Annotated in this window: 14 protein-coding genes; 9 read left to right on the forward strand and 5 right to left on the reverse strand. The window is 62.9% G+C overall.

Annotation, left to right across the window (positions count from 1 at the left end; translation table 11 throughout):
• Positions 1–3: 3 nt before the first annotated feature.
• Both ACZ89F_RS10870 and ACZ89F_RS10875 read left to right on the forward strand, forming a co-directional pair.
• Entirely contained in the window at positions 4–192 is a 189-nt protein-coding gene (locus ACZ89F_RS10870; RefSeq protein WP_109668107.1) for a DUF2065 domain-containing protein, read from the forward strand.
• A 371-nt stretch (positions 193–563) separates the two neighbouring features.
• Entirely contained in the window at positions 564–2,081 is a 1,518-nt protein-coding gene (locus ACZ89F_RS10875) for a DegQ family serine endoprotease (RefSeq protein WP_476091763.1), read from the forward strand.
• Positions 2,082–2,120: 39 nt separating this feature from the next.
• Here ACZ89F_RS10875 and ACZ89F_RS10880 read toward each other — a convergent pair whose 3' ends face one another.
• Together ACZ89F_RS10880 and serB are read right to left on the reverse strand one after the other, a co-directional pair.
• A complete protein-coding gene (locus tag ACZ89F_RS10880) occupies positions 2,121–2,693 on the reverse strand; it encodes a GNAT family N-acetyltransferase (protein WP_476091765.1) in 573 nt (190 codons plus the stop codon).
• Positions 2,690–3,577 carry a phosphoserine phosphatase SerB gene (gene serB / locus ACZ89F_RS10885; RefSeq protein WP_476091767.1) on the reverse strand — a complete coding sequence of 296 codons (888 nt, stop codon included), beginning with the start codon at positions 3,575–3,577 and terminating at the stop codon, positions 2,690–2,692. The genes ACZ89F_RS10880 and serB overlap by 4 nt, the downstream gene beginning before the upstream one ends.
• Between serB and miaA the strand changes: the two genes are divergently transcribed.
• Both miaA and ACZ89F_RS10895 read left to right on the forward strand, forming a co-directional pair.
• Positions 3,567–4,535 carry a tRNA (adenosine(37)-N6)-dimethylallyltransferase MiaA gene (gene miaA / locus ACZ89F_RS10890; RefSeq protein WP_476091769.1) on the forward strand — a complete coding sequence of 323 codons (969 nt, stop codon included), beginning with the start codon at positions 3,567–3,569 and terminating at the stop codon, positions 4,533–4,535. The genes serB and miaA overlap by 11 nt on opposite strands.
• Positions 4,536–4,664: 129 nt before the next feature.
• Positions 4,665–5,456, forward strand: a complete 792-nt coding sequence (locus ACZ89F_RS10895; RefSeq protein WP_476091771.1) for a GGDEF domain-containing protein — start codon at positions 4,665–4,667, stop codon at positions 5,454–5,456.
• A 223-nt stretch (positions 5,457–5,679) separates the two neighbouring features.
• On the opposite strand, the gene ACZ89F_RS10900 is transcribed toward ACZ89F_RS10895, so the two are convergent.
• Positions 5,680–7,512, reverse strand: coding sequence for an ATP-binding protein (locus tag ACZ89F_RS10900; protein ID WP_476091773.1), 1,833 nt, complete (start codon positions 7,510–7,512; stop codon positions 5,680–5,682).
• A 154-nt stretch (positions 7,513–7,666) separates the two neighbouring features.
• Between ACZ89F_RS10900 and ACZ89F_RS10905 the strand changes: the two genes are divergently transcribed.
• Genes ACZ89F_RS10905 through ACZ89F_RS10915 form a run of 3 tightly spaced genes read left to right on the forward strand, consistent with a single transcriptional unit; the run spans position 7,667 to position 9,114 of the window.
• Entirely contained in the window at positions 7,667–8,230 is a 564-nt protein-coding gene (locus ACZ89F_RS10905; protein WP_476091775.1) for a helix-turn-helix domain-containing protein, read from the forward strand.
• Positions 8,231–8,234: 4 nt separating this feature from the next.
• Positions 8,235–8,543, forward strand: a complete 309-nt coding sequence (locus ACZ89F_RS10910) for a hypothetical protein (RefSeq protein ID WP_476091777.1) — start codon at positions 8,235–8,237, stop codon at positions 8,541–8,543.
• Positions 8,544–8,586: 43 nt separating this feature from the next.
• Positions 8,587–9,114, forward strand: coding sequence for a GNAT family N-acetyltransferase (locus ACZ89F_RS10915; RefSeq protein ID WP_476097260.1), 528 nt, complete (start codon positions 8,587–8,589; stop codon positions 9,112–9,114).
• A 4-nt stretch (positions 9,115–9,118) separates the two neighbouring features.
• Here ACZ89F_RS10915 and ACZ89F_RS10920 read toward each other — a convergent pair whose 3' ends face one another.
• Entirely contained in the window at positions 9,119–9,997 is an 879-nt protein-coding gene (locus tag ACZ89F_RS10920) for a LysR family transcriptional regulator (protein WP_476091779.1), read from the reverse strand.
• A gap of 119 nt (positions 9,998–10,116) precedes the next feature.
• Between ACZ89F_RS10920 and tmpA the strand changes: the two genes are divergently transcribed.
• Both tmpA and tmpB read left to right on the forward strand, forming a co-directional pair.
• Positions 10,117–11,268 carry a 2-trimethylaminoethylphosphonate dioxygenase gene (gene tmpA, locus ACZ89F_RS10925; protein ID WP_476091781.1) on the forward strand — a complete coding sequence of 384 codons (1,152 nt, stop codon included), beginning with the start codon at positions 10,117–10,119 and terminating at the stop codon, positions 11,266–11,268.
• Entirely contained in the window at positions 11,265–11,849 is a 585-nt protein-coding gene (tmpB, locus tag ACZ89F_RS10930) for a (R)-1-hydroxy-2-trimethylaminoethylphosphonate oxygenase (RefSeq protein WP_476091782.1), read from the forward strand. The genes tmpA and tmpB overlap by 4 nt, the downstream gene beginning before the upstream one ends.
• 64 nt (positions 11,850–11,913) lie before the next feature.
• Here the strand turns inward: tmpB and ACZ89F_RS10935 are convergent, their stop codons facing one another.
• The gene (locus ACZ89F_RS10935) at positions 11,914–13,716 is read right to left on the reverse strand and encodes an NAD(P)-binding domain-containing protein (RefSeq protein ID WP_476091784.1); all 1,803 of its coding nucleotides are present in this window, start codon (positions 13,714–13,716) and stop codon (positions 11,914–11,916) included.
• Positions 13,717–13,892: the final 176 nt, after the last annotated feature.

Here is a 13,892-nt window from a genome sequence, read left to right on the forward strand (position 1 = left end):
CCGGTGCAGGATTTTCTCGCCGCCATGGGCCTTGTCCTTGTGATAGAAGGTCTGGTCTATGGCGGCTTTCCCGGCCTTGCCAGGAAGCTTGCCACCGAGGTGCTGTCTCTGCCCGAGAACGCGCTGCGGATTGCCGGGCTGGCGGCGATCGCCATCGGTGTCGGCATCGTCTGGCTGGTGCGAGGCGGATGACGGCGGCGAGCTTCGGTTTTTCGGATACGAGCTTCGATACCCGGGATACGAGCTTCGATCCTGGGATACGAGCTTCGATCCTGGGATACGAGCTTCGATCCTGGGATACGAGCTTCGATCCTGGGATACGAGCTTCGATCCTGGGATACGAGCTTCGATCCTGGGATACGAGCTTCGATCCTGGGATACGAGCTTCGATCCTGGGATACGAGCTTCGATCCTGGGATACGAGCTTCGATCCTGGGATAATTGATGATTTATCCTCTGCCGATAGTCATAGCCGCAAACGTGCCGTATTTTTTGCCAACATGGCGCGATGCGGCGTTTTCGTCGAAGCGCTTTTCTTTTCAAGAATACCGGGAGGCTTCTCGATGACATCCAATACTATTTTGCGCGCGGCACGGCGGACGTTCATCGCCGGCGCGGCGGCACTTCTTGTCAGCGCCGCCGCTGTCCCGTCCTTCGTGACGCCGACATTTGCCGCGGATGGGCCTGCTTCGGTCGCCGACCTGGCACAGGGCCTGCTCGGCGCGGTGGTCAACATCTCGACCTCGCAGACGGTGAAGGGCACCGAAGGTCCGGGCGCGGTGCCGATGCCTCAGTTGCCCGAGGGCTCACCCTTCCAGGATTTCTTCGACGATTTCTTCAAGAACCGTGGCGGCGACAAGGACAATGGCGGGCAGAAGGTGCAGTCGCTGGGCTCCGGCTTCGTCATCGATGCCGAGCAAGGCATCGTCGTCACCAACAACCATGTCATCGCCGACGCCGACGACATCGAGGTCAATTTCTCCGACGGCATCACCTTGAAGGCGACGCTGGTTGGCACCGATACCAAGACGGATGTCGCGGTGCTGAAGGTCGATCCGAAGGGCCACAAGCTGACAGCCGTGAAGTTCGGCGATTCCACCAAGATGCGGGTCGGCGACTGGGTGATGGCGATCGGCAATCCGTTCGGTCTTGGCGGCACGGTGACGGTCGGCATCGTCTCGGCCCGCAACCGCGACATCAATTCCGGCCCCTATGACGACTTCATCCAGACCGATGCCGCGATCAATCGCGGCAATTCCGGCGGACCGCTGTTCAACAGCGCCGGCGAGGTCATCGGCATCAACACGGCGATCATTTCGCCTTCCGGCGGCTCGATAGGCATCGGCTTTTCCATTCCCTCGCAGCTCGCCTCGGGCGTCGTCGACCAGTTGCGCCAGTTCGGCGAGACGCGGCGCGGCTGGCTCGGCGTGCGCATCCAGCCGGTGACCGACGACATCGCCGAGAGCCTGGGCATGGCGACCGCCAAGGGCGCGCTGGTTGCCGGCGTCATCAAGGGCGGTCCTGTCGACAATGGCACCATCCAGGCTGGCGACGTCATCATCAAGTTCGACGGCAAGGACATCCATGAAATGCGCGATCTGCCGCGCGTGGTCGCCGAAAGCCCGGTCGGCAAGGCGGTCGATGTGCTCATCGTGCGCAAGGGTGTCGAGCAAACCGTGAAAGTGACGCTTGGCCGGCTCGAGGATGGCGAGAAGCTCGCCAGCGGCGAGGACGGCAGCAACACCGACCAGGACAAGGGCGACAAGGCTCCAGCCGTTTCCACGGCTTCGGTGCTCGGCATGACGGTCGGCGAACTCAACGACGAGACGCGTAAGAAGTTCAGCATTGCGGCCGATGTCTCGGGCGTCGTCATCACCGACGTCACCAAGGACTCTGCCGCCGCCGAGCGCGGCATCCAGCCGGGCGAGGTGATCACCGAGATCGCACAGGAATCGGTTGCCACGCCCAAGGATGTCATGGACCGGATCGGCGCCCTGAAGGAACAGGGGCGCAAGAATGCGCTTCTGATGCTGGCATCGAAGACCGGCGAGCTCAGGTTCGTGACGATCCGGATGGACTGAGGTCCGGAAGATCCGACAACACTGAAAGAAAAAGGGCGGCTAGCGAGCCGCCCTTTTTCTTGCCTGCCAGTCCTGGCGTGACAGTCTGTAGAGGACATGCCGCTTGAGGTGGGGATGGCTGTCGGGAATTTCGGGGTGGTCGAAGTCGGCGGACGGATCTGCGGTCATGCCAAGGCGTTGCATGACGGCGGTGGAGCGGCGGTTTTTCTCGACTGCGAAGGAGACGATCTCGCCAAGGCCCAGCGTTTCGAAGCCGTAGGCCAGCCAGGCTTCCGAAGCTTCGGTGACGTAACCCTTGCCCCAGAATTCCGGCGCGAGACGCCAGCCGATCTCGATCGTGCCGGCTGGCAGGACGTCGATATCTTCCGTCCCGGTTATCCCGACAAAGCCGATGCTCTCGCCCGTGGCGACAATCTCGGCCGCGGCGAAGCCGTAGCCGTCCTCATCTATCCATGCACGGACTTCGTCCATCTTGGCATCCGCGGCGGCACGGTCACGGCGGAACGGAAAGAACTCCATCACCTGTTCGTCGGAGTTGATGCGGTGGAACAGGTCGCGGTCGCGATCCTCCCAGTTGCGCAGGATCAGGCGCTCGGTACGCATTGGTTTCATTGCACAAACTCTTCCTGCCTATAGCCCTGCGCATAGAGCAATGCGGTCAGGTCGCCATGATCGATGCGGACCTTTGCCTGTGCCGCAACCGTCGGCTTGGCATGGAGCGCGACACCGGTGCCGGCCAGGCGGATCATGTCGAGATCATTGGCGCCGTCGCCGACGGCGATGGCGTCGGCGGGGGTCAGGCCAAGGCGCCCTGAAATTTCGATCAGCGCGTCGGCCTTGGCGGCGCGGCCGAGGATCGGCTCGCCGACCAGGCCGGTGAAGTGGCCGTCCTGTTCGAGCAGGCGGTTGGCGCGGTTCTCCTGGAAGCCGAGCATGGCGGCGATGCGCGTCGTGAAGACCTCGAAGCCGCCCGACACGAGTGCCGTCCAGGCGCCGTTGGCGCGCATGGTCTGAACCAGAGCGCGGCCGCCCGAGGCCAGCGTCAGCCGATTGGCGACGATGCGATCGACCACGGCGGCGTCGAGACCCTTGAGCAACGCCACCCGCTCGCGCAGGGCCGGTTCGAATGCGATCTCGCCATTCATCGATCGCGCGGTAATCGTGGCAACGCGATCCTTGACGCCGATCTCGTCGGCCAGCTCGTCGATGCATTCCTGGTCGATCATGGTCGAATCCATGTCGGCGATCAGGATTTTCTTGCGGCGGGTTTCGGCCTGCTGGACGATCACGTCGACCGCCTCGGTGGCGAGCGCCGTGCGCAAGATGGCACTCGTATCGGCGGCGTCAGCTGCCTCAGGCAGGACAAGATCGCAGGCAATCCCTTCAGCCAGCCAGACAACAGCGCTTGCGCCGACCGACCGTGACGCCATATTCGCAAGCGACAGCGACAAAGCGCGGTCGGTAGGGCGGGAAACAAGCGTGGCGATGAGCGGCATGGAACATTCCGGCGGAGAGGCGGGCGAGGGCCGCGTGAAGAACGCGATCCTGATAGCCGGGCCGACCGCCAGCGGCAAGTCGGCGCTGGCTCTCGATCTGGCCGAGCGCAAGGGTGGTGTGATCGTCAACACTGATTCCATGCAGGGCTATTCGGTGCTTGACGTGTTGACCGCCCGGCCGGAGGCGGCCGACCTCGCCCGCGCACCGCATTTCCTCTACGGCCATATCCATCCGGCCACGGCCTATTCCACCGGCGCCTGGCTGCGCGACGTGATGAAGCTGATCGACGACGGTACGCTCTCCGAGCGACCTGACGGCACGCTCTCCGAACGGCCCGTAATTTTTGTCGGCGGCACCGGGCTTTACTTTCGCGCGCTGGCCGAGGGCATTTCGGAAATGCCCGACATTCCGCAGCGGGTCCGCGACCGCTGGCGTTACGAGTTGAAGGAGCAGGGCGCCGTCAAGCTGCACGGCCTGTTGCTGCGCGAGGATTCGGCGACCGCCATGACGCTGAAGCCAACCGACAGCCAGCGCATCGTGCGTGCATTGGAGGTGCTCGATGCGTCGGGCCGTTCGATCCGCGAATGGCAGGCAGAACGCGGCCAGCCGCTCATCGACAGGGGGACCGCGCGTTTCTTCGTGATCGAGCCGGACCGGGCGGCGCTGGTCGGCCGCATCGAAAAACGCTTCGACCAGATGCTGCACAAGGGCGCGTTGGACGAGGTCACGCGGCTATCGGCGCTTGGCCTCGATCCCGAATTGCCAGCGATGAAAGCGATCGGCGTTCGCGAACTGCAGGCCGCGATGGCCGGAGCGATTGGCTTTCCCGAGGCGATCGAACGCGCCAAGATCGCGACAAGGCAATATTCCAAGCGGCAGACGACCTGGTTCAGGCATCAACTGGGGCCGGAATGGCTGAGATTGCGCCCCGGTGATGATCTGGAAACCACGATCTGATCACTTGTTTCCATTGCAACCTGAAAAGTTGACGCGCACGGAAAGGTTCCCGTTGCGGTTGTCCAAGTTAACCCTCCGTAAGCCCGCCCATGCCATAAGGTCAGTGGGCACTTTTCCAACGGGGAGCAGATGCGTTTCCACAAGGCGGAATCAGCATTTTTCGTCTTTATCTTCGTGATCCTGGCTGCTGGCCTGGTGACGCTTTACGCCTATGGACAGCTGCAAGCCTTTGCTGCGGACCTTCATACGCCCTCGGTCATCGAGAAGGTCGTCTATCTCAACAAGCTTTTGTTCGCGACCGGCGTGCTCCTGGCCACGGCGCTGTTCTTCGGCATTTTCTTCATCTATCCGCTGATCCGAAAACAGGCGACGGAAGAAGGCAAGCTGCGCGCCATGACGGTTTCGCTCAGCGCCCGCTCGGAAACGCTCGAGCATGCCGCCCTGACCGACGGCCTGACCGGCATGCAGAACCGGCGCTATTTCGATGATGCGCTGAAGGAGTATCTCGAAGAGTTCAGGCGCATCGAAAAGCCCGTCGGGCTGATGATCCTCGATCTCGACCATTTCAAGCAGGTCAACGACACCCACGGCCATGACGTTGGCGACGAGGTGCTCAAGGCCGTTGCGAACTGTCTCAAGGACATGACACGCTACCACGACGTGGTGGCGCGGTTGGGCGGCGAGGAGTTCGCCGTGGTCACGCCCAATATGGATGCAGAGCTTCTGGGCAAGTTTGCCGAACGCATCCGCAAGGCGATCGCCAACATGTCGGTGCTGTCAGGCAATGTCCGCCTCAAGATCACCACCAGCGTCGGGCTTGCCGTCTGGGACCGCAAGGAGACGGCGGAAGAGTTCTATCGCCGTGCCGATCGCCAGCTCTACGAGGCGAAGAGGCAGGGCCGCAATCGCGTCTGCGCCTAAAATCCCATCACTGAATTCGTGAGGCGGCCGCTTGGCGCCGTTTTCTGCGCTTCCGATGCTCAGGGACTCAAACGTCCGCTCCGCTTCGGTTCTCGAAAACGGCACCACCCGACTCAGCCTGACGAATTCCCTGACGGGATTTACCGAGCTGGCCGACGAAGTCGGAACCCTGAAAGTTAGGCGCGGCTGCCACGGTCGACCATTGACAGCTGGATTCGCAAACTCAATCGTTTTGCGGGCGCAGGCCGAAGGTTGCGGGCTTGAGACCGTAGCGCATGTCGAAGTCGTCGTCCGATGGCGCGCGCGCGGCGGGTGGTTTGCGGTAGTCGGGATCGCCCGCCTGGCGGCTTGAATCGACGACTTCCGCGAAAGCCATCGCCTGCTGCGTTGGTTTTGGCACGTTGCGCAGCCGTTCGACGATCGCCACCAGATCGACATCGTCGCCTGACTTCGACGAGGTGGCCTCTTCGCGCTTGGCCTTGCCGGGAAGCAGGTGGCTCGGCAGTTTTTCGAACTTCAGCCGCATGGTCGTCGCCACGCCTTCGCCGAAGGCGATGGCTTCGCGCTGGCCCATGGAGGACAGGAAGGCAAGCGACGAGGCGGAAGAGTCGGCAATTGCCGAGCGGATGATTGCCTGGTCCTGCTCATTGGCGAGCCGCATGGCGAAGAAGGTCGAGCATTGCGATAGAATGGTCGGGTCGAGTTCTCCAGGGCGCTGGGTGACGACGCCGAGATAGCAGCCATACTTGCGGCCTTCCTTGGCGATGCGCGAGAGCGCATGCCTGGTCGGTGCGAATCCGAGACTCGGGTCGGCCGGCATATAGCGGTGCGCTTCTTCGCACAAAAACAGAAGCTGCAGCTTGCCTTCGCTCCACAGAGCGAGGTCGAAGGCCAGGCGCGCCAGCACCGAACAGACGGAATTGACCACTTCGGACGGCATGCCGGCCATCTCGAAGCAGGTCACCGGGCGGCCATGATGCGGCACGCGGAAGATGTTGCCGATCGTCTCGTGGATGGTGTCCTCGATCAGGCGCGAGTTGAACATGAAGCGGTAGCGCGGGTCGGCGGCCGCAGATTCGATGCGCGTCTTCAGCGATCTGAGCGTCGGGCGATCGGTCTTGCTCTCGAGCATGCCCATGCGCTCGTCGATCTGCTTGAGGAGGTCGGCGATGCGGTAAGGCACCGGCGTATCGGCGGTCAGCGCATCGCTGCCGCGCCGCAGATAGGCGCCGGAATTCGGATTGCGGTAAAGGTTCTTGGCGGCCGGAATGAGGTCACGCAAGGCATCGATTTCTTCGGGCTCCGTCTCGCGGCCCCGGAACAGCACCTCGGCGAATTCCTCCAGCGTGAACATCCAGAACGGAAGATCCAGGGTTTTGGAATCAACCCTGACGCAGTATTCGGGCAGCGACGCCGCGAACTCGTTGTGCGGGTCGAGGATCAGGATGCGCAGGTCAGGCCGCGCCGCGATCGACTTGCGCAAGAGCAGCGAGACGGCGGTGGATTTGCCGACGCCGGTGGTGCCGACAATGGCGAAGTGACGCGCCAGCGTGTCGTCGATGGCGATGTTGGCGGCGATCGTCTCGTCCTGCGCGAGCGTGCCGATGGTGATCGAATGACGCCCGGCCAGATCATAGACCGCCTGCAGGTCGCGGGTGCGGATGCGGTGCGCAACGGCGCCGATATGCGGATAGGTTGTGATGCCGCGATCGAAGACCGGTCTGGCGCCGGGCTCTGTACCGTCACGCACTTCACCGACCAGCTCGATGCTGACCTCGATCGCGTTCTGGCCCTCATTGCTCCAGGCGCGATCCGACTTGCCGATACCGTAAACCAGGCCGACGGTTCGCGTGGATCCGAGATTGATGGAAATCATCTTGCCGACCGTCCACAGGCCGGTCACCGCACCGTCGATATCGTCCGCATAGGCGCTGATGGTGGCGCGCGCACCGTCGCATTGCACGACATTGCCCAGAATGCGCCTTTCGTTCTGCTCGGCGTTGCGGCGCTCCTGCGATGTCGGTTCTCCAACGGAGGCTTCGCGTTCGACATACATGGACAGGCCAATCCCCATTTCCCTGGAGTATCGACCCTACAGGAATGGGGTTAAGGCCCGATGAGGTTGGATGGTGTAGAGAGGATTAAGGGCCTCGTGAAAATTGTCGCGAGGCGGCTCTTTTCCGACGTCGATATTTCACTATAATAGACGAATGGATGGTATAGCGAACGATATTTCCTCGACGATCGGCCGAAGGATACACGCCGAAAGGATCATGCGGGACTGGTCTCTGGCCGAACTGGCGGAGCGTTCCGGCGTCTCGAAGGCGATGCTCAGCACGATCGAGCGCGGCAAGACCAGTCCGACGGCGGCTCTTCTGGTGCGCATTGCGTCGGCCTTCGGGATGACGCTGTCAACCTTGATAGCGCGCGCGGAGTTGCAGGGGGGCGGGCTGCTGCGCGAGGCCGACCAGCCGGTGTGGCGCGATCCCGGTACCGGCTATGTCAGACGGCACCTTTCGCCGGCTTCCGACATGCCGCTCGAACTGATCAGGGTGCAGCTGCCGGCGGGCGCCAAGGTCAGCTTCCCGGCCGCCTCCTATGCCTTCATCAAGCAGCAGATATGGCTGATTTCCGGGCGGCTCGAATTCACCGAGGGCGATGTGGTGCACGGGCTCGAACCAGGCGATTGCCTGGCGCTTGGGGCGCCGTCGGACTGCACCTTCCATGCCCTGGAGCCCGGCGCCGACTATCTCGTCGCGCTGGTCAGGGGCTGACATCATGGCGAGACGACCAAAGCGCTCCCACAATGGGGGGCCGCCTCTCGATGAGTACAAGGGGCCGCCATGGGGCAAGGGCGATCCCTACATCTTCCTTGCCTGGCAGGCTGCCCATGCCAAGGCGTGGAAGGCGCCTAGCCGCGAGGTCATGCTGCTGCGCATGGACAGAGCAGAGCGGCTGGGCCTGACCTATGAGGAGTACACGCTTGAGATTCTGGAGCGCGGGCGGCATCTCAGGGAAGAAGACACCGAACGCATCAGCGCCATCAAGGCAGCGCGAAAGCGACGCCGCGCGCGCCATCTGGACTGATGGAATGCGCTCGCATCTACGCAAATCACAGGACATCGTGCGCATGAACTCGATCGAGATCGGAACACTGACCCCGGCTGCCAGGACGCAAGACATGCTGGCCGAATTGCTGGTCGCAACGGTGGCGGCCGGGGGATCTGTCAGCTTCATGCATCCGCTGGCGCCGCAGGCAGCAAGGGCATTCTGGGAGCAATCGCTGGCTGCGGCGGACAGAGGGGAGAGGACGGTGCTTGGCGCCTGGGACGGCGAGGTCCTGGTCGGCACCGTGACCTTGCTGCTCGACTGCCCGCCCAACCAGCCGCACCGGGCCGAAATCGCCAAGCTGATGACATCAGTCGATTACCGGGGCAGGGGCGTGGGAACGCGCTTGATGCAGGCCGCCGAGAGCCTTGCCGTTGAGAAGGGTCGCACGCTGCTGGTTCTGGACACGGCTACCGATGAAGGCGCTTCCGGCCTCTATGAGCGGTTGGGTTTCACGCTGACCGGCGAAATACCGGACTATGCCCTGAAGCCGCATGGCGGGCTGACCGGCACACTCATCTACTGGAAGCGGATCGGGCCAATCTCGTAACCGGTCATGCCGGCGCGGAGAGGCGCGACAGCAGCCACTGGCGGAAATCCCGCTCAGCACCGGTCAGGCGCGCGGTCGACGCCTTGGTCAGAAAATGCCCCGATGTGCTCACGAGTTCGAAGTCGGAAAGCCTGACCAGCGTCTTGCTGTCGAGCGCCGCATCGACCAGGGGCCGCGAGCCCAACAACACGCCGGCGCCGGCGCTGGCCGCTTCCATGGCGACGACGAAACTATCGAAGCGGTGCGATCGCCTGGGGTGGCCAGCCAACCCGGCGGCGGCGAACCATTCCGCCCACATCTCGCGTGCGCCGGCAACCAGAAGCAGCGGCAGGGAGGTCCAGTCTGCGTCGCCGGCGAGCGCCGGCGCCACCACTGGTACGAGCCGCTCGGCGGTCAGCCTGTCGGCATCGCGGTCGGGAAAGGACCCGTTGCCAAAACGGATGTCGAGCACCGAGCCCGGCAGGTCATAGTCGGTTGGGCGATGGATCGTCACCAGGTCAAGCTGGATGCGGGGCAGTGCCTTCGCCAGATCGGGCAGCGCAGGGGCGAGCATCAACAAGGCAAAGGAGATCGGCGCGCGGATCGAGACGGTCTGGACGGCGCGCGGCTCGAACAGTTCCGCGGTGCTGCTGCCGATGGTGGCGAAGGCCGACTGGATGTGGGGCAGGTAGGCTGCGCCCTCTGGCGACAGCGCGACGCCGCGCGCCAGCCGCGAAAACAGACGTGTCTTCAGCCGCTCCTCGAGAAACCGGATGTGCTGGCTGACGGCTGCCTGGGTCAGGCCAAGCTCGGCTGCCGCCGCGGTGAAGTTCGACAGCCGCGCCGCGGCCTCGAAACTGCGCAGCCAGTCGAGCGGCGGCAAGGGCGGGTTTGTTCGAGCCATTAGAATTCTATGGTCATTGGCCAAAAAATGATAATTTGAGTTATGCCTGCCGCGCGATCAACATGCAATCGAAACCCTGCGGATCGGACCGCAGGCGTAGCGGACAGGAACGGATTTCCATGCTTACCCACGCGCTGATCGGCGACGAAGGCAGAACAATCGAACTTGGCTGGCAGGATGGGACACGCACCCGCTTTCACGCCATGTGGCTGCGCGACAATGCGCCGGACGACAAGACGCGCAGCGCCGGCAACGGCCAACGGCTCATCACCATTCTCGATATTCCCGCCGAGACCAGGATCGGCGCGGCGTCGATCAAGGGCGACGCCCTGGAGGTCAGCTTCGTGCCCGAGCAAAAAACGGTGAGTTTCCCGGCGGCATGGCTGAGCGCAAACGCCTATGATCGCGACGCCGCTCGCCAGCGCGGCTGGACAGGCGAGGACACCGTGCGATGGACCAAGGCCACCATGCAGAATTCGGTGCCGCGTGCCGGCTACCCTGCCGCCAGCCGCGACCGCGCCGTCTTGCGGCAATGGCTGTCGGCGGTGAAAACCTATGGCTTCGCGGTGATGGACGATCTGCCCACCGAATCCGGGGCGCTTTGCAAGGTGTCCGATCTGTTCGGCTACATCAGGGAAACCAATTACGGGCGCTGGTTCGAGGTGCGCGCCGAGGTCAATCCGAGCAATCTCGCCTACACGAATCTCGGCCTGCAGGCACACACCGACAATCCCTATCGCGACCCGGTGCCGACACTACAAATCCTGTCCTGCATCGAAAATACGGTTGAGGGTGGCGAGTCCAGCGTCGTCGACGGTTTTGCCGTCGCGGCAGCGCTGCAGGCTGAGAATCCCGAAGGCTTCCGGCTGTTGAGTTCATACCCCGCGCGCTTCGAATATGCCGGCTCTTCCGGCGTGCGGCTGCAGGCGAAGCGGCCGATGATCGAGCTTGGACCCGATGGCGAACTGATCTGCATCCGCTTCAACAACCGTTCGCTGGCGCCGACGGTCGACGTGCCGTTCGCCGACATGGAGGCTTACTACGCCGCCTATCGCAGATTTGCCGAGCTGATCGAGGATCCGTCCTTCGAAGTGACGTTCAAGCTCGAAGCGGGGCAGGCGTTCATCGTCGACAACACGCGCGTCATGCATGCGCGCAAGGCGTTTTCCGGCACCGGCAAACGTTGGCTGCAGGGCTGTTACGCCGACAAGGACGGTCTGCTGTCGACGCTCGCGGCGATCGAGCACGGGTTCAAGGAGGCGGCGGAATGAGCGGCCAGGATCTGAACGCGGACACCATCGTCGAGTTCATCGCCGACATCTTCGAGCGCCGGGGTGCGGAATCCTATCTCGGTGAACCCGTCACCATGTCCGAGCACATGCTGCAGGGCGCCTGGTTCGCCGAACAGGACGGCGCGCCGGACGAGCTGGTGGCGGCGGCCCTGCTGCACGACATCGGCCACTACACCAGCGAGTTCGGCACCTATTCGCCCGACGATGTCGAGGACAAGCATCATGACGAGGCCGGCGGCGAGGTGCTGGCGCCGTTCTTTCCGCCGGTCATCGTCGAATGCGTCAGGCTGCATGTCGCGGCCAAGCGCTATCTCTGCGCCACCGACCCGACCTATTTCGGCAAGCTTTCGCCGGCCTCGGTCCACACGCTGTCGCTTCAGGGTGGACCGATGAGCGCCGAGGAGGTGGCGGAGTTCCGCAAGAATCCCTTCCACGGGGAAGCGGTCCGGGTCCGCATCTGGGATGAAAGTGGCAAGATCGCCAACATGAAGACACGAACGTTTCGTGACTATGTCCCGCTGCTGCAACGGGTTGTCAGGAATTTTCAAGCCACCGCCTGAGGGTGGACCCAGGTTGGAGGTGCGGCATTGGCCGCACCTCCCTTCTTGGTGTCTTGTCGGCCGGTTATCCCTTATGGTGGACCTGCTGCAGCCCGTAGACCGGCGTCGCGATGCCTTCGTGCCGCGCCTTCAATTGCAGCGACAGGAATTGCGAATAGTGGCGCGACTGGTGCAAATTGCCGCCGTGGAACCACAGCGCTTCCTGTTGCGTCGGCTTCCACATGTTGCGCAACTCGCCTTCCCAGGGGCCTGGATCCTTGGTGGTGTCCGAGCCCAGGCCCCAGCATTTGCCGACCTTGTCGGCGGTTTCGCGCGATATCAGATCGGCGGCCCAGCCGTTCATCGAGCCGTAGCCGGTGGCGTAGACGATGAGGTCCGCGGGCAGTTCCGATCCATCGGAGAGCAGGACCGAATGCTCCTTGATCTCTTTGACGTCGACGCCGCTTTTCAGCTTGATCGAACCATCGATGACCAGTTGCGAGGCGCCAACATCGATGTAATAGCCAGAGCCGCGCCTGAGGTACTTCATGAACAGGCCAGACTCGTCATCGCCCCAGTCGAGCATGAAACCGGCCTTTTCCAGTCCCTTGTAGAATGCCGCGTCGCGTTTCTTCATTTCGGCATAGGCCGGGATCTGGAACTCATGCAGGATCTTGTAGGGCAACGAAGCAAAGATCAGGTCGGCCTTGGCCGTGGTGATGCCATTCTGCAGCGCCTGCTCCGAATAGAGCGAACCCAGTCCGATTTCCATCAACGTGTCGGATCTGGAGATGTGGGTGCTCGAGCGCTGCACCATGGTGACGTCTGCGCCGGCTTCCCAAAGTGCCGCGGCGATGTCATGGGCGGAATTGTTGGATCCGATGACAACGGCCTTTTTGCCGGCATAGGCGTCGGGACCCGGATGCCTTGAGGAGTGGTGCTGGTCGCCCTTGAAGGTCTCCATCCCCTTGAATTTCGGCAGATTGGCCTTGCCGGACTGTCCGGTCGCCAGCACCAGCTGCTTCGGCTTCAGCGTGATGTCCTTGCCGTCGCGGTGGACGATGACGGTCCATTCCTTCTTCTTGTCGTCATAGGAAGCGCTCTTGGCCTCTGTCGAGGACCAGTAGTTCAGCTCCATCACCTTGGTGTACATTTCCAGCCAGTCGCCGATCTTGTCCTTGGGCGAGAAGACCGGCCAGTTCTTCGGGAAGTCGATATAGGGCAGATGGTCGTACCAGACCGGGTCATGCAGGCAGAGCGACTTGTAGCGCTTGCGCCAGCTGTCGCCGGCCCGCTCGTTCTTCTCGATGATGATGGTTGGCACACCGAGCTGCCGCAGCCGTGCGCCAAGCGCGATGCCGCCCTGGCCGCCACCGATGATGACCGTATAGGGCTGCGTCTTGAAGCCGAGTTCGGCGGCCTCCTTCTCGCGCTCTTCCTTCCATGTCGGACGGTTCTTGCCCGAGCCGTGTTTGGCGCCCATCGGCCGCGCGAAACCCGCCGGCTCCTCGTGGCCTTTCAACTCGGCCATGGTGGTCAGCAGCGTCCAGATCTTGCCGTCCTTCAGCCTGATATGACCGAAGCCGCGCGCCACCTCCGTCTCGAAGCTGATCCAGCCCTCGATCAACCCGCCGCTCTCGGTCGCGTCCTCGCCCTTGGCGATGGCAAAATGCGACGGCCTGGTCTTCGACAACTGGCTTTTCAGCATGTCGCGGACCTGGTCGCGGCCTTCCATGGTCTTGATATTCCAGGTGAAGGTGACGAGGTCGCGCCAGTAGCAATCCTCCTGAAAGCAATCGACCGCTTTCTCGATGTCATTGGCGGCCAGGGCAGCGCCGAATTGGTCGAGCAGGTCGGACAGTTTCTTGCTAGGGGCCTTGTCGAGCATCAGGTTTCCTCCCGTGAAATCCAGATCGTCATGGTGGCTCCGCCGGACGTGCCGGCCGGACGAGCAAGTATCGGCAGAGATGGCCGCCCTCGTCACGCCCCACCATAGTTTTGAACGGTTTCAACGGCTTATCTTAAGAGCACGCTTCCGGACCCGGTTTGGGGGCGCCCTTGCGG

Source organism: Mesorhizobium sp. USDA 3734 (genome assembly GCF_056279665.1).

Coding starts and splice junctions, on each gene's coding strand:
- ACZ89F_RS10875 (WP_476091763.1), top strand. CDS start 564: ATGACATCCAATACTATTTTGCGCGCGGCACGGCGGACGTTCATCGCC.
- ACZ89F_RS10880 (WP_476091765.1), bottom strand. CDS start 2,693: ATGAAACCAATGCGTACCGAGCGCCTGATCCTGCGCAACTGGGAGGAT.
- miaA (WP_476091769.1), top strand. CDS start 3,567: ATGAGCGGCATGGAACATTCCGGCGGAGAGGCGGGCGAGGGCCGCGTG.
- serB (WP_476091767.1), bottom strand. CDS start 3,577: ATGCCGCTCATCGCCACGCTTGTTTCCCGCCCTACCGACCGCGCTTTG.
- ACZ89F_RS10895 (WP_476091771.1), top strand. CDS start 4,665: ATGCGTTTCCACAAGGCGGAATCAGCATTTTTCGTCTTTATCTTCGTG.
- ACZ89F_RS10900 (WP_476091773.1), bottom strand. CDS start 7,512: ATGTATGTCGAACGCGAAGCCTCCGTTGGAGAACCGACATCGCAGGAG.
- ACZ89F_RS10905 (WP_476091775.1), top strand. CDS start 7,667: ATGGATGGTATAGCGAACGATATTTCCTCGACGATCGGCCGAAGGATA.
- ACZ89F_RS10910 (WP_476091777.1), top strand. CDS start 8,235: ATGGCGAGACGACCAAAGCGCTCCCACAATGGGGGGCCGCCTCTCGAT.
- ACZ89F_RS10915 (WP_476097260.1), top strand. CDS start 8,587: ATGAACTCGATCGAGATCGGAACACTGACCCCGGCTGCCAGGACGCAA.
- ACZ89F_RS10920 (WP_476091779.1), bottom strand. CDS start 9,997: ATGGCTCGAACAAACCCGCCCTTGCCGCCGCTCGACTGGCTGCGCAGT.
- tmpA (WP_476091781.1), top strand. CDS start 10,117: ATGCTTACCCACGCGCTGATCGGCGACGAAGGCAGAACAATCGAACTT.
- tmpB (WP_476091782.1), top strand. CDS start 11,265: ATGAGCGGCCAGGATCTGAACGCGGACACCATCGTCGAGTTCATCGCC.
- ACZ89F_RS10935 (WP_476091784.1), bottom strand. CDS start 13,716: ATGCTCGACAAGGCCCCTAGCAAGAAACTGTCCGACCTGCTCGACCAA.